The sequence below is a fragment of the Shewanella jiangmenensis genome (assembly GCF_018596335.1).
Classification (GTDB): Bacteria; Pseudomonadota; Gammaproteobacteria; order Enterobacterales; family Shewanellaceae; genus Shewanella; species Shewanella jiangmenensis.
The window spans coordinates 22179-48353 of sequence record NZ_JAHEPS010000005.1 but is presented as its reverse complement, the minus strand read 5'-3'; the positions used below and the strand labels follow the sequence as shown (position 1 = coordinate 48353).

Below are 26175 nucleotides of genomic sequence, written 5' to 3'. Positions count from 1 at the left end.
CAATTATCCCTTTGGATCCTGTGGGTCGTCTTTTTCCATCAGACGGTAAAGGCGCAGCGTAACAAAGAGTACCAACAGGATAAAGAGCGGCAATACCAGCAGCCCAAGGGCAGATTTGAAGTGAAACAGTGCAAAGGCGCCGCCAAGGGCCAGCAGCACAGTGAGAATGAGGGTAAGGTTGGTGTTCATCACGATCCTTTGAGGCGCAATGCCTAAGGCAATTTTTGGCAGCAAAGGCTGCGGTAAGAGAAGGTAAATACCGGCCCGCCAGCATGGATTTTAATAACAGGAGAGTCGACTATATCAAAGCCTTACCAGCGCTTCAGCCATGCGTCTGCGATTTACGCTGCTTTATGCCCTGTTTGCCGGCGGGATCACCAATTGGCCGCAGATTGATGAAAAAGCGGCCGTAACATCCCGAATTGACCGCAGTTCGGTTCAAAACTACTTGCCGAAGCGCGCGGTAATCGGTAATTTCTAGCCCTTGATTGATAACGGATCCACCGGATTATGCCTCATCTTCGTGTTCGCGGGCTTGCCATGGACGCGGTCGCGCGCCTCAGTAAGCAGCTGATCCCAGAACTTGCCGCCATTACCCAGTCAGATGAAGCAAGCTACACCCTGGAGTGGATCCCCAGTCAATTTTTCCAACAGGGAGAAGTGGCCACGCCATTGGTAATGGTGGAGGTACTTTGGTTTCAACGGAATGAAACAACACAGGATGCGCTGGCAGCCTGTATCAGAACTCATCTGACCGCCGAAACCGATAATGGCATTGCGGTCGTTTTCCTGGCGCTGGACAAACGGGGATATTACCGTGATGGCCGGCACTTCTAAGGAGGATCCCCTTGGTTGAACAGCTGCAAGGCATTGCCCTTAAACCTGAGGAATTGCAATGGCTTTTGACGCCAGCCAACTTCAGGCAATGTCTGCTTGAGCGTATTGCGACGGCAAAACACAGCATCTATCTGGCCGCCCTGTATCTTGAAGACGACGAGGCGGGCAGGGAAGTCATGGATGCACTGCTTGCTGCCAAGGCGGAAAACCCAACCCTTGACATAAAGGTGCTGGTTGATTTTCACCGCGCCCGCCGTGGCTTGATTGGCCATAAAGGCGACAGCGGCAATTACCTGATGTACCGAAAGGTGATGGAAAACAATCCCAACGCCTTTGGTATTTACGGCGTGCCGGTTAAGGCGCGTGAGTTTCTCGGGGTGCTGCATTTAAAAGGCTTTATCATCGATGATGCGGTGATATACAGCGGCGCGAGTCTCAATAATGTCTACCTGCAATACAACGCCCGTTATCGGTTTGACCGCTATCATCTGATTGATAACGCAGCGCTCGCCAAGAGCATGCGCGACATGATTGATACCCATCTGATTGCCGATCCGGCGGTTAGCCTGCTCACACAGCCACCGGCGCAGGAAGTTCTGCCCGAAAAAATTGAAGTGCGTACCTTCAAGCAGCGTCTTGGCGAAGCCAGATACGAGTTTGACGGAGTGCGTGAAGGTAACCGGGTTACCCCATTGGTTGGCCTTGGCCGCAAGCACAATGCACTCAATAAAGCCGTGATTGGTACAGTTGAGAGCGCCAAAACCTCGCTCTTTATCTGCACCCCTTACTTTAATCCGCCTCGGGTGCTGGTGCGAGCACTGGTTGAAAAGCTGCGTCAGGGCGTGAAAATCGACATAGTCGTGGGCGATAAAACCGCCAACGATTTTTACATCCCGCCAGAGCGCGATTTCAACACCATTGGCGCTTTGCCGTATCTGTACGAGCAGTCGCTGCGTAAGTTTGCCAAGCGTCAGCAGTGGGCGATTGAAGCCGGGCTTTTGAATATTCACCTGTGGAAAGATGAAGACAACAGTTTTCACCTTAAAGGCATAAGCGCCGACAACCGCCTGCACCTTATCACAGGCTCCAACCTTAATCCCCGCGCCTGGGCGCTGGATCTGGAAAACGGCCTGTTGGTGCAGGATGAGACAGGCGTCTGGGGCGAATCGTTTTTGGCCGAGCAGACGCACATCATGGCCCATACCCAGCGGCTGTATCACTACAGTCAGGTCGATACCCTGCATCATTACCCGGCGCCGGTGAAAAAAATCATGGGCCGGATAAATCGCCTCAAGGCCGATATTCTGCTCAAACGCATTCTCTAGCCAAGTGTAACAGCTGAGCCTAACGCCGGACTTGTCCGGCGTTTTTGTTTGTTAACGCATAGCGCATTTTGCTAAATCGTCCTTGTTATTCATTCGTGCGTGATCCAGGCGGGTGATTCGGGCGAGTTATTCAGCGCCAAGCGCTTCGGTGTTAAAAGCGCTTCGGTGTTAAAAGTACTGCGGTATTAAAAGCGATGCGATGCTAAAAGCGATGCCTGCGATAATTCTGCTCGGCATCGACGCTCTGCTCTTGTAAGATAGCGCACCTTTTTAGTGGCACGCTGCCCGACGTCGGGCGGCCGCCGTTCGTCAGCCTGTTGAGGATGTGATGGGAAGCAAGCTTTCGCCCCATGCCGTGCACCGGCTTTACCAATATCGCAAATCTCTTTCGACCAAAGAATTTGGTGCCAGAGGTAAAAACCTTAAGCGCTGTGAGCTGTGCCTACTGGGCCAGCAGTATTGTACCTGTGAATTTCGTTCACAGTTAAATACCAACTCGGCGTTTTTGCTGCTGATGTACGACGATGAGGTGCTGAAACCCACCAACAGTGGCCGGCTGATAGCCGACTTGGTGCCGGACACCTGGGCCTACCTTTGGTCACGCACCGAGGTGAACGATGAGGTGCTGGCGCTGCTTGCCGACCCGCAGTTTATGCCCTTTGTGGTGTTTCCGGGTGAATACGCCGAGCCCCATCAAACTGTGTGCTCTGAAGTTACCGCCGAGATGCTGGGCTCCAAGCGGCCATTATTTGTGATGCTGGATGGCCGCTGGCGTGAAGCGATAAAGATGTTTCGTAAAAGCCCGTACCTTGCCAATCTGCCGCTGCTGTCGTTTGATGCCGGCACTCTGGCCCGTTACGCGCTCAGAAAAGGCACCCGCGATTTTCAGTTTGGCACTGCCGAAGTGGCGAGCATGGTGCTTGGTGCTATGGGCGAGGCTGACAACGGCGCAAGCCTTGCCACCTGGTTTGATTTGTTTATTGAATCCTCCCTGCTTGGACGTAACCGACGGCCCAATACTACCCTTGCAGAGCGTGAGCGACTGATAGCCTTGTTTCAGGCACAGCAGGCTGGCGACAACGGCGCCTGAGCTGAACCCATGTTCTGCCTCAGGTTCTGCCTCAAGTGCTGCCTCATGTTCTGCCTCAAGTTTTGACAGGGGTCTGCGTAAGTTCTAGATAAGTAGAGTCTGGTAAAAGCGCCACAGGTTAAAACTATACCTGTGCCTATACACGCATACGCTTACGCAGGCGGAAATGGCCGACTCGGCAACTCGGCGCGGCAGTAAAATGTTTATTTGTGGGAAAGGTTGGTCGGAGTGACAAGATTCGAACTTGCGACCCCTGCCTCCCGAAGGCAGTGCTCTACCGGACTGAGCTACACTCCGTAACCTGATAAAAACATACAAATTAAATTTCACGCTTACAAGAAAAAAACACCGGCATTTGCCGGTGTTTTTGTTGTCAAAACTGCAGTTTTACCAGCTGCGCACACTGAGGCTGGCTGCCATGTAAATCAAGGCGCAGCTTATACGCCCACTTCTTTGCCGTCGATGCGGGAAATCACCACGGTCGCAGCGCGTGGGCGCAGCTTGGTTCCGCTTGGGGTTTCGGCGCTGGCATCTGCACTGTAGGGCCAGTTGTCCGGATGCTGGATATTGGCAAACACTGAGGTGTAATCCTCGCTGATGGCAAAACCTGTGACTTCACAGCCGTTGGGGCCAACGAAGAAACGGCGCAGCTCCATCTGATTGCCTTCGCGCAGCGGTAACTGTTTGCCATTGGCATCGAGCAGGGTCGATGGCACCACCGCCAGCATCTGATCGTTGGTGTAGGAGGTCACTTCCTTGGCGCCATTATCGGTTTGTACCCACAGTATGCCGCGCTTGTCGAACGACAGACCATCGGGGCTGGCAAACTGATTGAGCTCGGCAAGGCCTGAGAGGTTGGTTTCGGCGTTGCCGTTTGCCGGTGAGCCAAATACAAAGATATCCCAGCTGAACTCGGTTGGCTTATCGCCTTCATCCCAGCGAATGATGTGGCCGAAGTTGTTTTTAAGCCTTGGGTTGGCTGGATTGGCTTCGGTACGCTTGGAGTTGTTGGTCAGGGTGAGATAGACGCTGCCGGTAAAGGGGTCAACCGCGCACCATTCAGGGCGGTCCATCGGGGTTGCACCCATCAGATCGGCGGCGCCAGCGGTATTGACTATGATGGCCGCAAGCGAACCCAGGTGCTCGCCCAGGGTCTTGCCGTCTTTGGCAACCGCATCCTCCGTCAGTGGCAGCCACTCGCCTTTGCCGCCTTCATCAAAGCGGGCCACGTACAGGGTGCCTTCGTTCATGTACTTATCGCCGGTGGCAATGCGGTTGCTGCTCTTGGCATCGGCTTCATCCCACACAGCGTTTGAGACAAACTTGTACAGGTACTCAAAGCGGGAGTCGTGGCCTGAGTAAAACACCAGCGGCTTGCCGGCTTCGAGTTTGCCGAAGGTGCAGCCTTCGTGGCGAAAGCGCCCCAGAGCGGTGCGTTTTACGCCACGGGTACGGGGATTGTAGGGGTCGATTTCAACGATATAACCGTGGCCGTTGGCCTCGTTGCGATAGTCGTACAAAGCGCCAAGTGCGCCGGGGGTGACATCGAAACGGCGGAACTCATCGGCGCGCTCTTCGCTGTTGCCGGCCATATGATCCCAGTCATAGCGGGTGGCTTTGGCTGGCACACCGATACGCGCATCGGCGGCGCTGAGGGCGCCGTTATTCATAAAATAATCTGGCCAGTTTTCTTCGCAGGTAAGATAGGTTCCCCACGGCGTGTAGCCGTTGCCGCAGTTATTCAGGGTGCCGCGCGCCTGGCTGCCATCCGCAGAGAAGGCGGTAACCAGATAGTCGCTGTAGGCAACCGGGCCTGCCATATCGAACACGGTCGCGCCGGTAAAGCGGCGGTTGTGCTCGTCATTGTGAACCACCTGCCACTCGCCGCTCACCCGCTTGATGCGTACCACGGTCACGCCATGGGCGTTGATTTCTTTACGCACTTCATCAATCAGGGTACGCAGACCTGTGGTTTCGTCATAGGTTGGGCCGCTCGGGTGCAGCGCATCGGGCTCAATGTATTCATGGTTGATGCAAAGCAGCGCATCGTCACCGGCTTCATTGAGTGGAAACAGATGCATACCATCATGGTTCTGGCCCACGGCATTGGCCTGATCGTCGGCGCTGTTGCTGCCATCATCGCGCCATGGTGCGGCTTTATCATTCAGCGGCGTACCCCAGGGGGCGAGTACCTGCGCGCGATAGCCATTCGGCACCACCACCGAGTCAGTTAAGGAGCCCTTGATGGAATCAAAGCCAAGCTTAACACTGGCCTTGGTCGGCGGCGTTGGGGTGGGCGGTACAGTTGGGGTGACCACTTCGGCGCTGTCACTGCCACAGCCGACAAGACCAACACCGGCGAAGGCGGTCATGGCGCCAAGGCCGAGGCCGCTTTTTACAAAGCTGCGGCGAGAAAGATGTTTTTCCAGCACTGTGGCAAAGGGGGTGTTATCACTCTTGTTGTAGCAGTTCGGGTCAAAGGTTGCCTTGCTCATCATCACTCCAATTTCGGGATTTATGCGTTGGTGTGTGCGTAAGCTAAAGTCTTAAGATGACGCTGGGATGTAATTGCTGTGACAGTTCAATGACTGGCGGGTCTATTGGCAATTATCCAGTTACCGAATTGCCCAGTTAACGAATTAGCCAGTTAACGAATTGCCCATGGGCGGCATTTCATCGCGGGCAAATGATTGATGCTTCAGTGACAGCGCATATACTCAAAGAAGTGCCCGCTTAGGTGCAGCATTAAGCGTAGTTCACAGCAAGAGGTCAGAAACAAAAGTTCACCAACAAGTGTTCATCAGCAAGAAGTGCAGGGCAGTCTCGTAAACCTCACTTCACCGGGGAGTTTCTCCATGACAACTGAAACAACAGAGCCGCTATTGATTGTGCTTCATCGATTGGAGCCGGGCTGTTTGGGCCCCGATGGCGCTCTTCATATCGAGCAGTTTTGTGAGCTTGCCCAGAAAGCGCTGCGCTCCCACGCTGCCGACATCTGCCAGTGGCAATTGCAGCCACGCTTTGATAAGTCATTGCCTGAAATGAGTTATTTTTTAGGCAGCAAGCAGCTCTCCAAGGAGCAGACTGACCGCTACCTTGAAATGTTTTCTGAAGAAATTGATGCGTTTGAAGAGCGCTTTCACGGCAAACTGACTCAGCTTATCAATATGTATCTTGCCAGAAAGCGCTGAGGGCGGTTGTGATGTTAAGGGCGGCGGTGAATGGCGTTGCGAAAGACGCTGAGAGTGGCGTTGTAACGGACTTTGTGACTGACTTTGTAAAATGATTGCGCTGTATCAGGATTGATGCCGCACTGTTTAATGAAGAGCGGATAAACGTCAGCATTTATCGATGATTGCCTGTAAGTTTCTGATAAAAAGTGTATAAAAACCAGCTATACAGATACAAAACGAAAAGAGCGCCGGGGTGTTAATCTCGGCGCTCTTTTTTTCAGAGGATCTTTTACAGGAAAAGGTTTTTCAGGGAAATTGTGGTCAGAAAAGCTCTGGTCAGCACCGCATTCGTCAGTCCGTCTGGGCTGCCGGCTTAACTATTCTATCGCGACGCCTTTCACCATGACCGGTCTTAGCTGCAGATCCCAGTTGCCGCGCTCCATTTCCTGACGAAAACACTCGGTGCGGCTTACGCACTCACGCAGCTGGGTGCGCTTGTGGTACCTGAGCCACTGGTGGCGCGCGTCTACATAGGCCGCGAGCCAACGTTTTTCATCACCGCCTTTTGATGGCGGGCGCTCGGAAAAGCGCTTGCGTAAAAACAGCGGCACGCCGCCGGAATGCACCTGCGAGTCGTACACTACCAGCCCGGCGAGGGCGGTTTTCAGGCCGTATTCTTCGCACCATTCGATGGCGGGCTCCCAATAGAAGGCATCGAAGAATTTGTCCTGCACCTGGCGCATCACCGGATCGTCCTTAGCGGCGCGCACCAGCAGCTCGTGGAATTCGTTTTCAGCCACCAACGACTCCTGACCAATGCGGTCAAGGAAGGGCAACAGATCTGTGCTGTAGGCGCCCTGGGCTTCCACGTACATTTCCAGCAGATAGCGCAGATTGCCTTGCTCTGTGGTTTGGCTGCGGCCATAGGTAATTTGATAGGTGCCGTTGATCCCGTCGTCCTGGATCACCAATTTATCGTAGGCGCCCTCGGGGCTGCCGGTTTCGAACTGGTTGATAATGCGAATAATGAAGTCTTTTGGGATATCCATCCTGAAACCCTCAGTGGCCTTGCCACAGACACGAACAATAAAACATGAACGATACAGTCACTGCGTTTATTCCCAAGGCGTCCGGTTGGGAACCGCCGCGCCTTACCTCTGGTTCGCCTTTGCCAGCGCTTTTAGCACAGCTTAGATGTGGTTTTCAGCGATGTTTTCAGCGAAGTTTTTAAGAGCAGTCGCGGCAATTTTGCACCGATTTTGCCAATTTAGTGCAGAAGCATAACACGCCACGGTGCAAATCCATCCTAAGTGTGAGTGATAAAACAAGTTTTTGCGAAGTGGCTTTTTTATGTGAAGGCGTTCAATAAAATAAATCCTTGATTAGCCATCGCTAATTCATGGCGCCATAGAAACAGATAAATTGCCTGTATTTTGCACACAGTATCCATCCGTAACACTAAACCGCACGGTACACTCAAAAGTGTAATCAAACTGTTACACTTGTTGTGCCAGCTTATTTTTTGAACACCCTCAGGCGCTTGTTGTGGTGAAAAAATGTTCTAACTTGATGCTTGCCCCTGAGGCAAACATCATAAGGAGAACATTAAATGAATAAGGCAATCTATAAAAAACATGCAATTGCAGTACTGGTCGCAGGCTGTTTTACCAGCCAATGGGCGGTAGCTAACGAGTATCAGGCAAACCTTGTCAAGGTGCCGGCAGAGCGCGCGATTAAAGATAACTACATAGTGGTGTTCAACACGCCGTCTGTGCTTAATCTGCAGGATGGCAATGCGCTTGAATCCTTTGCCACCGCGCAGGGGCACGGGCTTGAAAACAACTACGGTATCGCAGTGAAAAGCCATTTTGGCAGCGCACTTAACGGGGTGTTGGTGACAGCAACGCCTGCGCAAATCAAACAGATGCTGCGCGACCCTTCAGTGAAGTACATAGAGCAGGATCAGTTGATGTCGGTGTCGCCGCAGGTCGCGGCCAGCGGCGATCAGGGCGGTGCAACCTGGGGGCTGGACAGGATTGATCAGCGCAATCTGCCACTTAACGGCAATTATCACTATGACTACGACGGCTCGGGCGTAACCGCCTATGTGATAGATACCGGCGTGCTCACCAGTCACAACGAGTTTGGCGGCCGCGCCAGCCACGGCTGGGACTTTGTCGATAACGATGCCGATGCGACCGACTGTAATGGCCACGGCACCCATGTGGCCGGCACCATCGGCGGCGGCAGCTACGGGGTGGCAAAAAACGTAAACCTGGTAGGGGTGAGGGTACTTGGCTGCGCCGGGACCGGCTCGAACTCAGGGGTGATTAACGGTATCAACTGGGTGAAAAACAATGCCTTCGGCCCGTCCGTGGCAAACATGAGTCTGGGCGGCGGCGCCTCGCAGGCCACTGACGATGCGGTTAACAGTGCGGTGGCTGCGGGCATTACCTTTGTGGTGGCCGCCGGTAACGATAATGCCAACGCCTGTAACTATTCACCGGCGCGGGCGGCAAACGCCATCACCGTGGGTTCAACCACGTCAAGTGATGCGCGCTCGAGCTTCTCGAACTACGGCTCGTGCCTTGATATATACGCGCCGGGTTCAAGCATTAAGTCGGCCTGGTACACCTCCAATTCAGCGACGAATACCATCAGCGGCACCTCGATGGCATCTCCTCACGTCGCCGGTGTGGCGGCGCTGTATCTGGCTGAAACCCCCGGTCTGAGTCCGTCGCAAATTACCAGCCGACTGGCAAGCCGCGCGACCAGCAGCAAGGTGACCGACGCCAAAACCGGTTCGCCCAATAAGCTGTTGTATTCGCTCGCTGATACCACCACAACGCCGCCGGGCGGCAGCTGCACCGATGCCAACTGTCTGAGCAGCGGCGTGCCGGTGACCGGGCTTTCGGGGGCGTCCGGCTCTAGTGCTCAGTTCAAACTTTATGCCCAGGCCGGCACTGTGCTGAATGTCAGCATAGGCGGTGGCAGCGGCGATGCTGACCTCTATGTGAAGGCAGGCTCGCAGCCAACCACCTCAAGCTATGACTGCCGCCCCTACCGAAACGGCAACAGTGAAAGCTGCAGCCTGAGCGTCAATCAGTCGGGCTTTTACTATGTGATGCTAAGAGGCTACACCAGTTACTCGGGTGTAACTTTACAGGCAAACTTCTAAGCGTGGTTGTAAGCATATTTCAATGCTTAGGCGCTGATTTTTAGGCTCCTGGTAAAAACAACGAGCCCGGTATGTCGTCCATGTCGGGCTTTTTCTTTTGGTTCTTGATGAGTTTGTGGATGCGCCCGCGCTGACAGTGTGGGGTGGGTCTCTTCTGGTTAGCTTCTGGCTTCTTTCATCGGTTAACTACTGGCTTCGCGCGCGTCCTGCGCTGCCGGGTTTGATTTCAAGGGCGCAGCTTTGCTGCAGTGTTTGCCAGATGGCGACATGCTCCTTAAGTTGCTGTTTAAGTTTTGCCATGGCGTTGTCATCGCCAAAGTAAAACTCAAGCTGTGACTCATATGCTGTTCCATCAAATAATTCAATCACTACTCGCCCGATTTTGAACTGTGTTTCGCTGTAAGCGCCAATATAAGGCTGAATTTTGCCGATAAAATATTTCATCAATATGTTGAGCAGGATTTCCTGCCGCGCCGGATTATGCCCGGGCTTACAGTGCATCCCATCTTGTTTAGCAAGAAAGCCATTGAGATCGGAAAGGGCGGTAAGATGGGTATTCATCCCCTGAATATAGCGCCCGAGCATGGGGTTTCGGCTGAGGGTGCGCAGCGCCTCATCAAGGCGGGTAAGCTTATCCGGCGTCAGCGCCTCAAACTCGCCTGCCTCTATGGTGCGCCTGATAAAAAGCAGCGTCTCTAGGGCGAGTGTTAGCTCGCTGAGACCCGCAAGCGGCGTATCTGCATCAAGGCTTTGCTGCCCGGCAAACAGTGCCTTTCGAATAACGGGTTCAGTATTCAGAAATTCGATAAAGTACGCTCGCGCCTGCGCCTTTTTGTTTGACAGGGTGAGGCTCAGTTTCTCCTTAAGCTCGCCGTCAGTCAGGGATGCGATGCATTGGGGGGCTGAGTGAATAAAATCAAGCTGATAGTTAAGCCACACCGAAGGCTGCGCCACCTTACCCAGGCTGCTGTTATGGGCCGCAATCAGCTCGCCAAGGCGGCAGCTGCGAATTGCATTGAGCTCAAGAATACCGATATTGCCGGAGCCATCCTCAAGCCTGAGTGTTGGCGATACCTTTTCCGGCAAACGAAATTTTTCCGTCAAACGAAATTCATCAGTTTTCGTGAGTAAATTGGTGGGTAAACCACGCTCCTTGACAGGCTCTTCGCTGGCTTCAGTATCGCCGGCTTGAGTTTCGCTGACTTCAGTATCGCTGGCTTGAGTATCGCTGGCTTCGTCATCAAGCTTGGCATCGAGCACCCGCTCGAGCCGCTGCTCATAGTCCTGCCACAAAGCGTGGGCAGCATTTTTATCGCCGCAGCCGCCTAGAATAAGGCTTGCCAGCAGCGGTGTGATCCAAAAAGCGGTGATGCGGCGCTTAATCATGGGTTCACTTGCCTGGATTTACCTGTTCAGTTTTGATTGCATGGCGTGTAAGGCGGCTTGGGAGTGTTACGCTTCGGCCTTCCGATGCGATCACCAATAATTCGCAGCGTTTCATCAGGGGTAAACATAAACGAATGATAAACCGTCTGTATCACAAAACAAAAAAGGCAGGGAGCCTGCCTTTCTTGTTTTTCGTTTCTTGTTTTTCGTCTCTTGGTTTTCGTCGCTGTTATCTTTTGTGGCGCTTGTCTGAAGCCCATCTCTTTCCGCAAACACTAACTGAACGCCAGCTTAGCTGGCATTCAGATAAGCGCCGTATTGCTGAAACCGGCTATCAGCGCTGCAGTCCGTCAAGCTCGGTGAGGATGCGGTTATTGCGAAACACCTCATCGGCCCGCGGATCGGCGAGGGTATCGCTATCAGCCTGCTCAATATCCCTGGCGCGTACCCTTGGAATATCAAATGATGCCGAGGCAAGCGCCGGGCAGCTGCCGGTTTCACGGTAACTCAGTGCGGCTGAGAGCATGGCTTCGTTGGTATCGCCAAGGGGATGACTGAAATCATCACCCAGGTAGCAGCCCTTCACCGATTCACCGGCAAGTACCGGCGAATTGCTTGGCTCAAAGCCATCGGCGTAGTCACCAAAGCCCTTGTTGTTTTCACCGCGGAACTGAATGGTGAAATAGGTGGTGCCGCAGTTATCCGTGGGATAAAAGCCATAGGGCTTGCCACAGGTGCGATTACCGATTTGCACTACGTCAAAATCGATGCCGCGCAGGCCGTTGATGATAGCCTCGGACGCAGAGCAGGTACCTGAGGTGGTCAACACAAACACCCGGCCAAGGTTCAAGGTTGGCAGCGCCGCGCCTTCTGAATAAGAGAAACCGACGCCTGTGGTTAAAAACGGCAGCGGCAGCAGGGTTTGACCTGTGACCGGGTTAATGCTGGTGTGCTTGTCGTTAAAGCTTGTTTGCTCAAACACCTTGTTGGTGGTGCGGCTTGGGCCGGCAATCATGTAGCCAAGCTGACTTGCGATAGCGAGCAAGCCGCCGCCGTTGTATCTAAGGTCGAGCACCAAATCGTTAACGCCAGCGGCCTTTAGCTGATTGACCGCATCCACCAGCGCCTTTTCTGATGTCGCAATGTGGCTGTTAAACAGCATATAACCCACTTTGCCACTGGCGGTATCGAGGGTTTTGACGTTTTGTACCGGCTGCTGCACCACGGTGGCAGCAGTAAAGCTGTAACTGCGCTCAGAGCTGTCCGGCGCTTTGACTTTAAAGCTTGAGACTGCGCCTTTCTGGGACGGGAACAGACCGGCATTGAGCGCATCCACCGCGCTTTGGCCTGTGGCATTCACCACATCTACGCCGTTGATTTCAATGATTTCAGAGCCGCGCAGCATCCCTTTGGTCGCGGCTTCGCTGCCGGGCTCAGTGTAGGCAACCACCACTTTACGCGGCACATCGCCTTTAAGAATTTGCACTTCCATGCCGTAGCCAAGGGATTCGCCTGAGCCTGACAGTGCTTCCCACTCTGCGCTCGACATTGAGCCGTGGAAGCGGTCTTTTTGCGCGCCGCTGGCGGTGGTTTGCGTGGTCTTTAACTGCTTAAAGTAGTCGGACACGGTTGCAAAACTATTGGGATCGTTATCCGGCACTTCGCTGTACCAAAGATAGGTGTTGTTGGTCCAGGAGCGCAGCCACATCTTTTCGTAAAGCGCGGTGCCTTTTTTGTCGTTGGACTGGACGCGCGGATTGGCGCAGAAATCCTTGTAAATGCCTTCACTGGCAAATTGACCCTTTACCCAGGTGATGTCGCTGGTACCACTGCCACCGCCCGAGCCTGTGCTGCCGCTGTTGGTCTCGGTGGAAGAGCCGCCGCCACCGGAGCAGGCGGTGAGGGATGCGGCTAACGCCAGGGCGATGGCGTGTTTGGGAAAGTAGGGCATCTGAAAACTCCTTTTCGTTCGATTGCCGATATAAATCAGCTAGTTATTTTAGTTACAATATCTTTTATCAGCTGGTGTGCGAGCTTGCAATCCCTATCGCTCAGGCGGCCAACGCTGTCGGCAAGCCAGGGGCGAAGCTTGTCCTGCTCACTGAGCTCAAGCAAATCGGCCAGTTGCGCCACTTTGTGTTTAAGGGCCTGTAACTGGCGCTCATCCGCCTGCTCGTGCCTAAGCCCAATCTGGGTCTCAAGGCCGGACAGGGCATAGGTGTACACCATCACCGCCTGACCCAGATTAAGCGACGGATAGTCACCGGCCAGCGGTACATAGCTGTAAAGGTCGCACAGCTCAAGTTCCTGATTGCTAAGACCGCTCGATTCGCGGCCAAACACCAGCGCTGCGCTCGATGCGCCGCTGTGCTCAAGGCTTGATTTAAGCGCCGGTGGCGTTAAAAACGTGCGCGGGCTGCCGCGCTCACGGGCGGTGGTGGCGATAAGCAAATCAAACTCGTCCCGCAGCGCATCAAACGAGGCAACAGTGCGCGCCTCATCCAGAATATCGGTGGCGCCATGGGCAACCCAGCGCGCTTCTTCTTCACGGTGAACCTCACTGCCAACCACAATCAAGCGGTTGAAACCCATGGTTTTCATGGCGCGGGCAGCCGCTCCTACATTGGCAGCCCGTGAAGGCTCGACCAGCACTATCGACAACATATCAGCAAAAAACTCCAAAACTCGCCGGTTAATGGCGCCGAGTATAGCCCCATCAGCATCAAATTTATCCCACTGCCGTGGCGTATGACAGAAAAAAGTTGTGATCTGGCTTCGCGAATTCAACCTTTCATGCGAGGGAATTGGTGAGCAAATTGTGGAATTTTATAACAAATATCAAACGGATGTGATTATCCATTCTCCGGAGTCTGTATGCAGTCGCCCTCATTCCCCTTTGTGCTCAAATGCGCGGGCATAGCCTGTTTAAGTGTATTTGCACTGGCGAAGCTGCATCAGGTGGTAGCGGGCGAGCAGGCGCTGATGGCGCTTGATGCTGAGCTGGCGGCCCGGGCGAGCGACAACCTGAAGGCTTCAGATAGCAACTTAGCAACCAAAGACGAGCGTGACGCGCCAGCGGCAGCTTTTTCAGCGGCAACGTCTGCTGATACAGCTGCTGGCAGGCCGGCTATAAGCCGGAGCTCACCGGATATGTCTGACTGGTCAGATGCGCGCAAACGTGCCTGGCGCGAAGAGGGCGCGCCATCTGTGCTGCTTGGCAAACTCACCATCGATGCGCTTGATGTCGAAGCTGCGCTGTTTAATGGCGACTCGGAGCTTCATCTCAATAAAGGTGTGGCGCGGGTCGACGGCACAGGCACCTTGGGCGGCGATGGCAATCTGGTGATTGCCGGCCACCGTGACTCCTTTTTCAGAAAGCTTGGCAGCCTCAAGGCGGGGGACGAAATTCGCATCGTCGGCGCCGATGGGCGGGAATATCGCTATCAGATGACCCAGCACTGGATTGTCACCCCAGCGGATACCTGGGTAATGGCCGAGGTGAGTGACCCGGTGCTGACCCTTATTACCTGTTATCCCTTTTACTTCGTTGGCAGCGCGCCGAAGCGCTACATAGTCCGTGCCAAACGGCTGTAAATGGGGTCGCGATGCAGTTAAACCCGTAAATGCAGTTAAAACCGCTTAAGCAATTAAAACAGTAGAAACAATCAGTTCCACTTTCAGTTTAACGGACAAATACCGCTACAACTCAACCACAATAAGGAAATTCGAATGAAAAAGACCCTTGCAGCCTCTTTACTCGTTTCTGTGTTTGCAGCGCCAGCCATGGCAGCCGATTGCAGCGACGTAACCTGGCATCAGGACGTACTGGCCCAATACCCAAGTGTTGCTAATGCCTGTCAGGAAGTGATTGAAAAAGAAGGCAAGAAATACGTCAAACTCAAGGCCGAGTTTGTTCGCTACCGTGAGCCCCACAAAATCCAGCTGGAAGTGCTTGAACAGGATGGCAACAAGGTGTCCCAGACAGTATCGGTAAAACCGGGTGCCACCATCAATGCCGGCGGCAATCAGGTCGGCTGGGATGCGCTGCCGCGCGGTTATGACCTTGAGTTTTATGTGCCGGAAGACAGATTTGAAGTGGACGAAGTGATTTCGGCCACGCCAGCGCCCGCGCCGGCACCTGAAGCAGAGCCTGCTGCACTGCCAAAAACCGCGTCCTGGCTGCCAGCCCTCGGTCTGCTCGGTCTGGTGCTGCTTGGCGCCGGTCAGCTTTTTGGTCGCCGCCGCAAGCAATAAGCTCAAGCACCGATTATCAAAGGAAATTAGCTAAGGAAATTAGCTAAGGAATTTAGATACGGAAAAGCCGCCCTTGGGCGGCTTTTTTGCAGACTCAATCCTTTCGCGGTTTATTTGCCGGACGTATTGAACACCGACTCAGCGCGCCAGACGCGATACTTAAGCTCGGCGCCTTCAGGGATATAAAACACCAGCGGCAGCTTGGAGTTGTAACGCAGCTTATGATCGCCGCCAATGGTCACGAAGGCTTCCTGCTTGGCTTTATCAAAGCAGGCCATCATGGTGCTGTGGCCTTCGGCAATCTCGCTCACCTCGTAATAGGTATAACCCCAGCCTTCAAGATTAACGGCCTTGAGCTCGCCTCTGAGGCCATGCTTGTTGCAATCGACCATCTTGGTCTGGCCTACCTGCACTTCAATCATGTAGTTCTCTTCGTTATCGAGCGCGGGCAGGGTAAGGATATGCTGCACCATGCCGGCGGTCGGAGCGGGGAACATTTTGCTCGCTTCCTGTGGCTGATAGTTGGCGGCAGTGTAGTGGGTTGCAGTTACCATATTCTGATTCAGTCCTTCTGGATGGGCTGGGGAAGTGGCATGGGCCAACGGCAGGGTTGCCAACGAAAACAGGCCGGTCAACATCAGGGCTTTGAAGGAAATCTGCTTGGTCATATAAAACTCCTTGTGGCGGGGTAATCCCCCAAATCGGCCGGGATATTGATTGCCCGGTACTCCTGTAAACGACGCTAATCTGAAAAAGGGTTAAATCCCAATAAAAAATTTTCGCAGGATAGAAAAGAGCGATATAGTTCACAGTTCAAATAGTTTGATATTCAAACTAATCCAACTCGCCCTAAAATGACGCTAACCTTTTTGGGCATAACCGACAACAAACATAAAAACCATGAAAGAACATCCATTTCACTCAGTCGCCGATTGGCAGCACAGTCACGAATTCTTCCGTCACAACCATGCCGGTGAGCGCAGCACCAAAATTGTGCTGGTGCTTACGCTGGTCACCATGGTGGCCGAGATTGTGGCCGGGACCATTTATGGCTCGATGGCACTGCTCGCCGACGGCTGGCATATGGGCACCCACGCGGCGGCGTTTTTGATAACCCTGTTCGCCTATCGTTATGCGCTCAAGCATAAAGACAATCCGGCGTTTACCTTCGGCACCGGCAAGGTTGGCGTGCTCGGTGGCTTTGCCAGCGCCATCGCCCTCGGATTGGTGGCGCTGATTATGGTTATCGAGTCGGCGGTGCGGCTGATTTCGCCCCACGCCATTGCCTTTGATGAGGCGATACTGGTGGCGCTGATTGGCCTGTCGGTTAACCTGCTGAGTGCGTTTTTACTCAAAGACCATCATCACCATCATCACCACGACCATCATGATGATGACGAAGAGCATGACCATCAGCACGGGCATCACAGTTGCCACGCGCATGAACATGAACATGAACATGAACACCAGGATGATCACGAGCATCAGCACGATCATCAACATAAGCATCAACACCAGCATCAACATAAGCACAGCGATGATCACGGCCACGGGCACGATCATAATCTGCGCGCCGCTTATCTGCATGTTATCGCCGATGCGCTCACCTCAGTGCTTGCCATTGCCGCCTTGCTTGCGGGTAAGTTCCTTGGGCTCAATTGGCTCGACCCGCTGATTGGTATTCTTGGCGCCATCATTATCGGCCGCTGGGCCATGGGACTGGTGCGGGACACAGCGCCTATGCTGCTCGATGCCGGCAGCAGTAAAAAACGTCGCGATGCAGTAAAAGCGCTGGTATCCACGGTACCCGACCACGGCGTAAGCGATTTACACATCTGGCAACTGAGCCCCGAGCATTATGCCTGTATCCTGGGGGTGGTGAGCCATACTCCCAAAAGCGCTGAGTACTTCAGTGCGCGGCTTAAAAACGAGCTCGGTTTTGGCCATGTCACGGTTGAGGTGCATTGCTGTGAGTGCGCCATAGCCGCTGAGCATGCTCATCTTGAAAGCCATGAGCATTCCGATGAGAAAAGTCATGCTCACAGCCATCATCACCGACATGAACAGCAACATCAGCTGCATCAGCATGATGAGCATGGGCATTGCGCTGAGCATCTGGAAGATCACGAGCACCAGCAACATCACAAGCATCAGCAAGATGACGAGCATCAGGGCAGGTCGGGGCATAGTCATGACTGAAAAAGATGCCAAGCCGTCGCTCAACTCCAAGCTGCCGCTCGTTGCCTCGCCGCAGCTAAAGGCGACTGAGAATGCCGAACTCCTTGCGCAGGGCAAGAACATCGAGGAGCAGGGCATGAACATCGAGCAGGCGCTGAATCAACAGCTTAACCAAACACTGGTCGAGTTTTACGAGCGCTTCTCGGCCTGGGAGCATCATGTGGTGGAAGGCAGTGGTCTGGCGCTGCCGATGATGCACACCCTGGAGCTTTTGGGCTTGTATGGGCCGCAGCGGATGACGGACTTGGCGACAAAGCTTTGCATCAGTACCGGCACGCTGACCGTGCGGATAGATAAGCTCTGCCGCGATGGGCTGGTTGAGCGGGTGGCAAACCCGGACGATCGCCGCTCACTCCTTATCAGCCTCACCGAAGCGGGGCGGCAATTATTTGAAGCACACGACAGCGCGCACCTTAAGCTTACCGGCTGCCTGACGGCAACTTTGAGCCTGGAAGAGCGCAGCGTACTGATTAAAATCCTCAATCAAATCAATCAAAAGTTTGAACAACTGGACTGACAAGTTCTGATTTGAAACAAACCTTTACATTTCATCCGGCGGCGTGGTTGCCAAGCGCCGCAATTGAGATACTTTAGAGTCCTTGCAAGACCGCAATACCACAAGGACTCAAAATGAATAAACGGATACTCACCCTTGGCGCAGCCTCTTTGCTGGCCTTTAACGTTGCAGCAGAAAGCGACGATCCCTTTTTATGGCTCGAAGATGTTGAAGGCGAGAAGGCGCTTGCCTGGGTAAACCAGCAGAACGAGCGCTCGCTGAAGGAGCTTAAGGCCGTTCCCGGCTACAATGCCCTGGTTGATAACGCGCTGGATATCTTAAACGACAAGGCGCGCATTCCTTATGCGTCCCGCGTTGGCGATCACCTGTACAACTTCTGGAAAGACGAAGCCAATCCGCGCGGTATTTACCGCCGTACCACCGAAGCTGAATACCTTAAAGACAGCCCTAAGTGGGAAACTGTGCTGGATATCGACGCGCTCGGTAAAGCTGAAGGCGTGAACTGGGTATTCAAGGGCATGGATTGCCAGTATCCGAAGAACGTGCGCTGCCTGGTGTCACTGTCCCGCGGCGGCGCCGATGCGGTGGAAGTGCGTGAATTCGATCTCTCCACCCTTAAATTTATCCCGGCAAGCGAGCAGGGCTTTTTCCTCGCTGAAGCCAAGTCCAGCGTCAGCTGGATAGACGAAAACACCGTGTTTGTCGGCACCGAGTTTGCCGAAGGCAGCAGCTGGACCGATTCAGGTTACCCAAGGGTAGTCAAGGTATGGCAGCGCGGCACGCCGCTTGCCAAAGCCAAGCCTGTGTACGAAGGCAACAAGGCCTCGGTGGCCGCCTCCGGTTTTGTGATGTGGGATGATAAAACCCCGCTGGCGCTGGTGAGCGAAGCTGAAACCTTCTACGAAGCAAGCTACCGCGCCTGGGTTGATGGCAAACTTATCGATCTGCCACTGCCAAAAGATGCCGAAATCAAAGGCTACTTCCAGGGCGAGGTATTCATTGAGCTCAAAAGCGAGCTTAAAGTAGGCGAAACCACCTTCCCGCAGGGTGCGATTGTGGCCACCAAGGCCGATGCCCTGGTGGCAGGCAAGCCGGACTTCCGCTTGTTTGTCAAAGGCGATGAGCGCTCATCCATCAGTCAGGTTGCCTTTACCCGTCAGGCGGTATTGGTGAACTGGCTCGAAGACGTCAAGAGCAAGCTGGTACGCTATCAAAAAGATGCAAACGGCAACTGGACGGCGCAGAACATTGATTTCCCGAGCAACGGCAGCATCAGCGTGGTTGACAGCGCCCGCGACCGTGACGATTTGTTCGTGACCTACACCAGCTTCCTTGAGCCATCGACCCTGTACCGGGTGGATGCGGGCTCCCTTAAGCGCGACAAGCTCAAAGCCATGCCAGAGCAGTTTGATGCCTCACGCTTTGAAGCCAAGCAATTCTTTGCCACCAGCAAAGATGGCACTCAGGTGCCTTACTTTGCGGTGATGGCCAAAGACATCAAACTTGATGGCAAAAACCCGACTCTGCTGTACGGCTACGGCGGCTTTGAAGTGTCACTGCGCCCAACCTATTCAGCCACCACAGGTAAAAACTGGCTGGAACAGGGCGGCGTTTACGTGCTGGCCAATATCCGCGGCGGCGGTGAGTATGGCCCGCGCTGGCACCAGGCGGCACTGAAGCAAAATCGTCACAAGGCCTATGAGGACTTTGAGGCCATTGCTGAAGATCTGATTAAGCGTAAGATCACCTCGCCCAAGCATCTCGGTATTCAGGGCGGCAGTAACGGTGGCCTTCTGATGGGCGCTGCCTTTACCCGCAGACCGGATCTCTACAATGCCGTTATCTGTCAGGTGCCATTGCTGGACATGAAGCGTTTTAACAAGCTCCTTGCCGGCGCAAGCTGGATGGGTGAATACGGTAATCCGGACGTGCCTGCTGAGTGGGAATACATCAAAACCTTCTCGCCATACCATAACCTGAAAAAGGACACCCGGTATCCCAAGGTGTTTTTCACCACCTCTACCCGTGACGATCGCGTCCACCCGGGCCACGCCCGTAAGATGGTAGCGAAAATGGAAGACATGGGCATTGAAGTGCTGTATTTCGAAAATATGGAAGGCGGTCATGCGGGCGCTGCGGATAACAAGCAAACCGCAGAGCTCAACAGTCTGGCTTATGCATATCTGCTGAAACAGCTTAAACCCTAATTCATTCAGGCTATTGCCTGCCAAGCCACCGCACTTTATTGTGAAGTACGGTGGCTTTTTTGTTACGCCGCTGAAACTTTTGTTGGACTTGCGAATCTCATAACTACAATAAGCCCAGCCATTACATGGTTAATCAGCAGGGGAAATGATTTGAAATCCATGTCACTGAACAAATTTACTTTTTTTGTCGCGCTTTATTTTGGACTCGTGCTCAACTTTCCACTCTATTTAAGGGCAAAACAGGGCTTTGATGCCCTGAGTGATATCAACTGGCTGTTTGTGGCTGCCTTGCCTGTGCTGCTGGTGTGCTTACTGGCACTTATCTTTTCGCTGTTTTCAGTTAAATATGTGGTCAAACCCTTCTTTATGCTGCTGACGTTAATCTCGGCGGCGGTGGTGTTTGCCATGTACAGGTACGGCATAGTGTTCGACCGCGCCATGATGGAAAACATCTTTGAAACCAACAGCGCCGAAGCGTCGATGTACTTCAACCTTGAGTCGGTTATCGGGCTTGCACTGCTTGGGGGGCTGCCGGCGGTGTTAATTTACAAAGCCGATATTGAATACCGCAGCATTTGGCGGGAGCTTGGGCATAAGCTCGGGTTTATGCTGGCGATGCTGCTTGGCGCCGGCGCCATTATGGCGGTGTATTATCAGGATCTGGTGTCCTTTGGCCGCAACAACGACGACATGAAACAGCTGATAGTGCCGACTTACTATATCGGCGCCGCGGCCAAGTACGTCAATCAGCGCTACCTTGAAACCCCGCTTGAATATCAGCAACTTGGCCTCGATGCTACACAGGCGCTTACCGACACCAATCAAAAGCCAACCTTCACCGTGCTTATCGTCGGCGAAACTGCCCGCTCGATGAATTATGAATATTATGGCTATGGCCGCGACACCAATGCCCACAGTAAAGGCTACCAGCCCATTGTGCTAAAAGACGTTGAAAGCTGCGGCACAGCTACCGCGCAGTCGCTGCCGTGCATGTTTTCCCGAATGGATCGCGATAATTACGACTCGGCCCGCGCCTATGCCCAGGACTCGGTGATGGATGTGCTCTCCCACGCCGGTGTTGAGCTGCTTTGGCTTGATAACGACAGCGGCTGTAAAGGGGTTTGTGACCGGATCCCCAATGAAACAATTAACCTTAATGCCGATCCGGCGCTTTGCAGCGGTACGTCCTGCTTTGATGAAATCCTGCTTGCGCGTCTCGATGAAATACTCTCCAAACCCATCAGGAAAAATACCCTGATAGTGCTGCACGTGATGGGCAGCCATGGCCCGACCTATTTCGAGCGTTACCCCGAGGCCCACAAGGCCTATGTACCGGATTGCCCCCGCAGCGATATTCAAAACTGCAGCAACGAGGCGCTGGTCAACACCTATGACAACACCATCCGCTACACCGATTACATTATGGCGAGCGTGATTGAAAAACTGAGTGCCATCAATGACAAAGCCGACACGGCCATGATGTATATCTCAGATCACGGCGAGTCACTGGGTGAAAAGGGCTTGTACCTGCACGGCGCGCCTTATGCGCTGGCGCCCAAAGAGCAAATCAGTGTGCCCTGGCTTGTGTGGCTGTCGGCAAGTTTTGCCGATGAAAACCGCATAAACAGTGACTGTTTACAAAACATCAATGGCCCTTTGTCCCACGATAATCTGTTCGACAGTTTGCTTGGGCTGATGCAGGTAAAGACAGAAGTGTACCGCGAGGCCCAGGACATTTTTGCCGCCTGTCGTCGTTAACAAAATGCCACCTTACTTATTCGACGGCCTAACTCGACTGCGTAACCCGACTGCCTAACTCGGATGCCTAACTCGGCTGAGGGCAACGCCATTGGCAGCCGTCATTGCGGAGTTGAGTCAGAATGGGTTGTTTTTACGCTGATGTCTGGATTTTTGAGCGCCGTGCGTCAACAATTTTGGGGGAGCCGGGGAGATTTCAGCGTGACAACGACAGTGGCAGCACAGACGGGCAAATACATGGAAGAATCGGCACGCATTTTACGTAAGGCCGTGCCTCAGATGACGGCGCTGGGTATACCGGTGACACCGCAAAACTACGCCGTTTGGTATGGGTATTTCAGGGCGGACGACAGAGCCCTTGTTAACGCCATCGATGCGCTGATAGCCAATGGCGTGGCCTTCAGTGCCGATGTGTGCCTCGGGCTTTACAACAATTTCATTCAAAACAACGCGCCGGAAGTGCTGGAAAATGTACAGCTGGAAACCCGGCTGCTGATTAATGGACTTTTGAATAAAATCAGTCAGTTGTCCAAGGGTTCAGCACACTTTCAGCACAGCATGGAAGAATTTGGTCATCAAATCCACATCACCCAGGATACTGACACCCTGCACCGGCTGGTGGAAGGGGTGCTGGTGGAAGTCGACAAGGTGATTGCCGAGAACGCCACCATCAACGACTCCCTTAAAAGCATGAACGATGAGCTCGACAGTCTTCGAAGCGAAATCAACGAATTATCTGTGGTGTCCATTACCGACAAGCTGACCGGGCTTTATAACCGCCGTGCCTTTGAAGACAATCTGACCAAGGTACAATCCCTTGAGACCTATGGCTGCTCGCTGCTGATGGTTGATATCGACCATTTCAAACAGTTTAACGACCGCTGGGGCCACAGCACCGGTGATAAGGTGCTGGTTTACGTGGCCCACCAGCTCAAAATGGGCGTCAAGGGCGATGATTTTATCGCCCGTTTCGGCGGGGAAGAGTTTGTGGTGATCTTAAAAAACACCCTGCTGGAAAACGCCATGCTGGTGGCCGAATCGCTGCGAAGCCGCATTGCCAATAAAAAGCTGACCCTCGGCAAAGAGCAGCAGGAGGTGGGCTCGGTCACAGTATCGATTGGTGTTGCCCAGTCCCGGCCGCAGGAAGACCCAGAAGCGCTGTTTGATCGCGCCGACAGGGCGCTCTATGACGCCAAGCACGCCGGCCGCAATCAGGTGCGCAGCGTCGTTTGAGCAAAGCCTTGTGTAATCACAGCTTTGAAATCACAGTTTTGAAATCACAGCTTTGAAATCAGAGCTTTAAAATCACAGCTCTTAAATCAAAGAGTTAAAGTCAAAGCCTGATGCGATGCGGCCCAATATGATAACAGCCGGAGCCAGTCGTTTCAGCCAGTCCTTTCAGCCAGATGTTAAACCGGCCTCCATCAATTTTCTGGCGGCGCAAACGGCAATCCTGACTCTCTGATCCCATTCAAATCCATGTGCATTTTGATGAGATGCTCTTCCATGTCGAAGGTAACAGTAAACCCAAGGCTTCGCGCCAGATTGGCCATGTTGCGGTTTTCAATCATGGTAAAGCCGGTGAGCACCGGGGTTTCGTTGCCAAGGTAGTAACGGATTAGCTTTTCAAGCAGCAGTTTACCCAGCCCCAGCCCCTGATGATCGCTCCTGACTGCCATGGCAAACTCGGCCTCGGTGTTATCCGGGTCAATCGAGGCCCGCACGGCGCCGAGGGTATATTCTTCGCCTTTGTCATCGAGCGCTGTGCCGATAAAAGCCATCTCGCGGGCGTAGTCAATCTGGGTCAATACGGCCATTTCTTCGTGGGTCATGCGCTGACGGGCGCCAAAGTAGCGCTTGTACCTGTCTTCATCGGAGAGTGAGTTATCAAACGCCAGATGCTTGGGCTCGTCCTCCGGCAGTATGGGCCTTAATTTGACTTCCAGACCATTGCGAAGCGTCGCGGTTTCTTCAAGCTCCTTGGGGTAGGGCATGATGGCAAGGCGATTGCTGTTGTCGGTGCTGGCTGGATCCAGGCGCAGGTTGATATCAAGCACAGTGATTTTTTCACCGGCAGCAAGCACGGGGTTCAAATCCAGCGCCTGAATTTGTGGGCAGTCGATAACAAGGTGCGACAGCTGGGTCAGCATGGAGCATAGCGCCTGCATATCAAGCCCAGCCGGCAGATGGCGGTCGCGAAGCTTGCCGGTTTTAAGCGCCTGAATGACCATATAGCGCGCCAGCGCCATGTTAAGTGGCGGCAGGGCAACGGCGGCGTCCCGGGTCGGGTTCCACTCAGAGCCGCCTTCACCCAAACAAATAGCAGGGCCAAATACCGGGTCGCTTATTACTGCGACCCTGAGCTCCTGCGCGCCGGCTGTTAAGGCCATCCGCTGCACTATCAAGCCTTCGATGCGCGCTTCGGGGTTGGACTGATGCACCCGCTGCATCATGGCCTGGGCGGCGTGGCGGATTTCATCGTCACTGGCGAGGTTAAGCATCACCCCGTGCACGTCGGATTTATGCAAAATATCCGGTGACTGAATTTTAAGGGCAACCGGAAAGCCCACATTATGCGCAATGGTAATCGCATCATCGGCATCTTTGGCAAACCAGGTGTCGATGGAATTAAGCCCGTAGGCGCTTAAAATGGCACTGGCTTCGTGGGTTTCGAGCACGGTTTTGCCTTTGGCGAGTGCACTTTGAATGGCAAGCCTTGCGCGCACCGCATCCTGCGGCACCTTATCGGTGACCGACTGAGGCACTTCCTGCAGCAGTTTTTGGTTGCGCCGGTACTCAACCATGTGCATAAAGGCTCCTACGGCGCCTTCTGGGGTGCGGTAGGTAGAGACCCCGGCCTTGGTAAAACGTTTGCGGGCGCGGTATGCCGAGTCTTCACCGCTCCAGTTGGTGAGAATATTAAGCTTACTCTGGTGCGGATGCTTTTTAATGGCTTCGCTCAGCGCATCGGCGATGTCTTCGCTTTCGCCAAGGGCAGATGGCGAGTGCAGCACCAAAATCGCATCCACATCGCCGCTGTCCATCAAAATATTGAGCGCATCGACGTAACGCTTAGGGCCCGCATCGCCAATGATGTCGATAGGGTTTTGCCCGGACCAGGTCGGCGGCAATACCCGATTGAGTTTATCGACTGTATCGGGAGAAAGCTCAGCCAATTTGCCGCCGCGGGTTATGAGTTCATCGACAGCGAGCACCGCCGGGCCGCCGCCATTACTGATAATGCCAAGGCGCTCGCCCTTCAGTTCGTTGCCATGATTGAGGCTCTCAAGCGCGGCAAAAAGCTCAATCAAATCATTAACCCTCAGCATACCTGCGCGCCGAAAGGCCGCCTCGTACACGGCATCGCTGCCACTGACGCCGCCGGTGTGCAGCCTCGCGGCGCCCGCGCCTTCACGGCTGCGACCGGATTTGATCACCAGAATGGGCTTATTACGGGATGCCGCCCTTGCTGCCGAGAGGAAGTGGCGTTTCTCATGGATAGAGTCCATGTACAGCATAATGGCGCTGGTGCGCCCGTCGCGGCCAAGAAAGTCGAGCAGCTCGTCAAAGTCGATATCACCCGAATCCCCAAGGGAAATAAACGAGGAAAAGCCAATGCCTTTGTTGTTGGCCCAGTCGAGTACCGTGGTGCATACCGCTGCCGACTGGCTGACAAAGGCAATCTTGCCGCCCTGTGCCTGGGTGTGGGCAAGGCTTGCGTTCAGGCCGATATTGGGCAGCATCATGCCTAAGCTGTTGGGGCCAAGAATGCGCATGCCATAACGTTTGGCGTTGGCAAGAGTCAGTTCAAGCAGATTGCGCCCGTCACTGTCGAGTTCGTGGGCCATGCCGGATGAAATGATAATGGCGACCTTGCAGCCAAACTGGGCCAGGGTTTCAACTATGCCTGGCACCCGGGCGGCGCGGGTGCAGATAATGGCCAGATCCGGTTTGATTGGCAGCGCTTCAATGCTTGGGTAGGCAAGCACACCCATCACGGCCTGATACTTGGGGGTTACCGGCATAATGGGGCCGGCAAAACCACCGGAGAGCAGGTTTTTCATCACCACGTTGCCCGCGCGTTTGGCACCATTGGATGCGCCTATAATGGCAATCGAGCTCGGTTTGAACAGGGTGTGGAGGGTACGCTGGCTCATGACTGGTTCATCCTTTGAAACAATGACCACAGTCTAGCCTAAGCGGCGGCGAGCT

Annotated in this window: 19 protein-coding genes, 1 tRNA gene and 1 pseudogene; 12 read left to right on the top strand and 9 right to left on the bottom strand. The window is 53.9% G+C overall.

Going from position 1 to position 26175, the window contains the following annotated elements:
- Positions 1-3: 3 nt before the first annotated feature.
- On the bottom strand, positions 4-189 hold the full coding sequence (locus KJI95_RS13255; RefSeq protein WP_214507686.1) for a hypothetical protein: 186 nt from the start codon (positions 187-189) through the stop codon (positions 4-6).
- A 321-nt stretch (positions 190-510) separates the two neighbouring features.
- On the opposite strand from KJI95_RS13255, the gene KJI95_RS13250 reads away from it, so the two are divergent.
- From KJI95_RS13250 to KJI95_RS13240, 3 genes are all read left to right on the top strand, one after another.
- Positions 511-837: a DUF1904 domain-containing protein gene (locus tag KJI95_RS13250; protein WP_214507685.1), complete on the top strand. Its 327-nt coding sequence runs from the start codon at positions 511-513 to the stop codon at positions 835-837.
- A gap of 11 nt (positions 838-848) precedes the next feature.
- Positions 849-2162, top strand: a complete 1314-nt coding sequence (gene pssA / locus KJI95_RS13245) for a CDP-diacylglycerol--serine O-phosphatidyltransferase (RefSeq protein ID WP_214507684.1) — start codon at positions 849-851, stop codon at positions 2160-2162.
- A gap of 328 nt (positions 2163-2490) precedes the next feature.
- The gene (locus KJI95_RS13240) at positions 2491-3252 is read left to right on the top strand and encodes a tRNA-uridine aminocarboxypropyltransferase (RefSeq protein WP_214507683.1); all 762 of its coding nucleotides are present in this window, start codon (positions 2491-2493) and stop codon (positions 3250-3252) included.
- Between the two features lie 220 nt (positions 3253-3472).
- Here KJI95_RS13240 and KJI95_RS13235 read toward each other — a convergent pair.
- Together KJI95_RS13235 and KJI95_RS13230 are read right to left on the bottom strand one after the other, a co-directional pair.
- A tRNA-Pro gene (locus KJI95_RS13235) sits at positions 3473-3549 on the bottom strand.
- Between the two features lie 140 nt (positions 3550-3689).
- The gene (locus tag KJI95_RS13230) at positions 3690-5747 is read right to left on the bottom strand and encodes a PhoX family protein (RefSeq protein WP_214507682.1); all 2058 of its coding nucleotides are present in this window, start codon (positions 5745-5747) and stop codon (positions 3690-3692) included.
- A gap of 360 nt (positions 5748-6107) precedes the next feature.
- Here KJI95_RS13230 and KJI95_RS13225 point away from each other — a divergent pair, with 360 nt between their 5' ends.
- Positions 6108-6443, top strand: coding sequence for a hypothetical protein (locus KJI95_RS13225; RefSeq protein WP_214507681.1), 336 nt, complete (start codon positions 6108-6110; stop codon positions 6441-6443).
- A 359-nt stretch (positions 6444-6802) separates the two neighbouring features.
- Here KJI95_RS13225 and KJI95_RS13220 read toward each other — a convergent pair whose 3' ends face one another.
- Entirely contained in the window at positions 6803-7474 is a 672-nt protein-coding gene (locus KJI95_RS13220; protein WP_214507680.1) for a chitosanase, read from the bottom strand.
- Between the two features lie 572 nt (positions 7475-8046).
- On the opposite strand from KJI95_RS13220, the pseudogene KJI95_RS13215 reads away from it, so the two are divergent.
- A pseudogene (locus KJI95_RS13215) lies at positions 8047-9588 on the top strand (S8 family peptidase); the annotation flags it as partial.
- 201 nt (positions 9589-9789) lie between these two features.
- Here the strand turns inward: KJI95_RS13215 and KJI95_RS13210 are convergent.
- The 3 genes from KJI95_RS13210 to KJI95_RS13200 form a co-directional block, all read right to left on the bottom strand.
- On the bottom strand, positions 9790-10989 hold the full coding sequence (locus KJI95_RS13210; RefSeq protein WP_214507678.1) for a DUF3080 family protein: 1200 nt from the start codon (positions 10987-10989) through the stop codon (positions 9790-9792).
- A 334-nt stretch (positions 10990-11323) separates the two neighbouring features.
- Positions 11324-12940: a S41 family peptidase gene (locus tag KJI95_RS13205; RefSeq protein WP_214507677.1), complete on the bottom strand. Its 1617-nt coding sequence runs from the start codon at positions 12938-12940 to the stop codon at positions 11324-11326.
- A gap of 35 nt (positions 12941-12975) precedes the next feature.
- Entirely contained in the window at positions 12976-13671 is a 696-nt protein-coding gene (locus tag KJI95_RS13200; protein ID WP_250885832.1) for a tRNA/rRNA methyltransferase, read from the bottom strand.
- A 192-nt stretch (positions 13672-13863) separates the two neighbouring features.
- Here KJI95_RS13200 and KJI95_RS13195 point away from each other — a divergent pair, with 192 nt between their 5' ends.
- Together KJI95_RS13195 and KJI95_RS13190 are read left to right on the top strand one after the other, a co-directional pair.
- The gene (locus KJI95_RS13195) at positions 13864-14583 is read left to right on the top strand and encodes a class D sortase (protein WP_214507676.1); all 720 of its coding nucleotides are present in this window, start codon (positions 13864-13866) and stop codon (positions 14581-14583) included.
- Positions 14584-14718: 135 nt separating this feature from the next.
- Positions 14719-15243 (top strand): LPXTG cell wall anchor domain-containing protein, encoded by a 525-nt coding sequence (locus KJI95_RS13190; protein ID WP_214507675.1) that lies wholly within the window; start codon positions 14719-14721, stop codon positions 15241-15243.
- Between the two features lie 110 nt (positions 15244-15353).
- On the opposite strand, the gene eco is transcribed toward KJI95_RS13190, so the two are convergent.
- Positions 15354-15884, bottom strand: a complete 531-nt coding sequence (gene eco / locus KJI95_RS13185) for a serine protease inhibitor ecotin (RefSeq protein WP_214507910.1) — start codon at positions 15882-15884, stop codon at positions 15354-15356.
- 259 nt (positions 15885-16143) lie between these two features.
- Here eco and KJI95_RS13180 point away from each other — a divergent pair, with 259 nt between their 5' ends.
- The 5 genes from KJI95_RS13180 (at position 16144) to KJI95_RS13160 (ending at position 23196) form a co-directional block, all read left to right on the top strand.
- Positions 16144-17442, top strand: coding sequence for a cation diffusion facilitator family transporter (locus KJI95_RS13180; RefSeq protein ID WP_214507674.1), 1299 nt, complete (start codon positions 16144-16146; stop codon positions 17440-17442).
- Positions 17435-17998, top strand: coding sequence for a MarR family winged helix-turn-helix transcriptional regulator (locus tag KJI95_RS13175; RefSeq protein WP_250885831.1), 564 nt, complete (start codon positions 17435-17437; stop codon positions 17996-17998). The genes KJI95_RS13180 and KJI95_RS13175 overlap by 8 nt, the downstream gene beginning before the upstream one ends.
- Positions 17999-18111: 113 nt before the next feature.
- Positions 18112-20205 carry a prolyl oligopeptidase family serine peptidase gene (locus KJI95_RS13170; RefSeq protein WP_214507673.1) on the top strand — a complete coding sequence of 698 codons (2094 nt, stop codon included), beginning with the start codon at positions 18112-18114 and terminating at the stop codon, positions 20203-20205.
- 159 nt (positions 20206-20364) lie between these two features.
- The gene (locus KJI95_RS13165; RefSeq protein WP_214507672.1) at positions 20365-21963 is read left to right on the top strand and encodes a phosphoethanolamine transferase; all 1599 of its coding nucleotides are present in this window, start codon (positions 20365-20367) and stop codon (positions 21961-21963) included.
- Positions 21964-22164: 201 nt separating this feature from the next.
- Positions 22165-23196, top strand: a complete 1032-nt coding sequence (locus KJI95_RS13160) for a GGDEF domain-containing protein (RefSeq protein ID WP_432653801.1) — start codon at positions 22165-22167, stop codon at positions 23194-23196.
- A 191-nt stretch (positions 23197-23387) separates the two neighbouring features.
- Here the strand turns inward: KJI95_RS13160 and KJI95_RS13155 are convergent, their stop codons facing one another.
- A complete protein-coding gene (locus KJI95_RS13155; protein ID WP_214507670.1) occupies positions 23388-26120 on the bottom strand; it encodes an acetate--CoA ligase family protein in 2733 nt (910 codons plus the stop codon).
- Positions 26121-26175: the final 55 nt, after the last annotated feature.

Excerpts from the sequence above, each read along its gene's own strand:
- KJI95_RS13255 (WP_214507686.1), bottom strand. The coding sequence starts at position 189 with ATGAACACCAACCTTACCCTCATTCTCACTGTGCTGCTGGCCCTTGGC.
- KJI95_RS13250 (WP_214507685.1), top strand. The coding sequence starts at position 511 with ATGCCTCATCTTCGTGTTCGCGGGCTTGCCATGGACGCGGTCGCGCGC.
- KJI95_RS13240 (WP_214507683.1), top strand. The coding sequence starts at position 2,491 with ATGGGAAGCAAGCTTTCGCCCCATGCCGTGCACCGGCTTTACCAATAT.
- KJI95_RS13230 (WP_214507682.1), bottom strand. The coding sequence starts at position 5,747 with ATGAGCAAGGCAACCTTTGACCCGAACTGCTACAACAAGAGTGATAAC.
- KJI95_RS13225 (WP_214507681.1), top strand. The coding sequence starts at position 6,108 with ATGACAACTGAAACAACAGAGCCGCTATTGATTGTGCTTCATCGATTG.
- KJI95_RS13220 (WP_214507680.1), bottom strand. The coding sequence starts at position 7,474 with ATGGATATCCCAAAAGACTTCATTATTCGCATTATCAACCAGTTCGAA.
- KJI95_RS13210 (WP_214507678.1), bottom strand. The coding sequence starts at position 10,989 with ATGATTAAGCGCCGCATCACCGCTTTTTGGATCACACCGCTGCTGGCA.
- KJI95_RS13205 (WP_214507677.1), bottom strand. The coding sequence starts at position 12,940 with ATGCCCTACTTTCCCAAACACGCCATCGCCCTGGCGTTAGCCGCATCC.
- KJI95_RS13195 (WP_214507676.1), top strand. The coding sequence starts at position 13,864 with ATGCAGTCGCCCTCATTCCCCTTTGTGCTCAAATGCGCGGGCATAGCC.
- KJI95_RS13190 (WP_214507675.1), top strand. The coding sequence starts at position 14,719 with ATGAAAAAGACCCTTGCAGCCTCTTTACTCGTTTCTGTGTTTGCAGCG.
- KJI95_RS13180 (WP_214507674.1), top strand. The coding sequence starts at position 16,144 with ATGAAAGAACATCCATTTCACTCAGTCGCCGATTGGCAGCACAGTCAC.
- KJI95_RS13175 (WP_250885831.1), top strand. The coding sequence starts at position 17,435 with ATGACTGAAAAAGATGCCAAGCCGTCGCTCAACTCCAAGCTGCCGCTC.
- KJI95_RS13170 (WP_214507673.1), top strand. The coding sequence starts at position 18,112 with ATGAATAAACGGATACTCACCCTTGGCGCAGCCTCTTTGCTGGCCTTT.
- KJI95_RS13165 (WP_214507672.1), top strand. The coding sequence starts at position 20,365 with ATGTCACTGAACAAATTTACTTTTTTTGTCGCGCTTTATTTTGGACTC.
- KJI95_RS13155 (WP_214507670.1), bottom strand. The coding sequence starts at position 26,120 with ATGAGCCAGCGTACCCTCCACACCCTGTTCAAACCGAGCTCGATTGCC.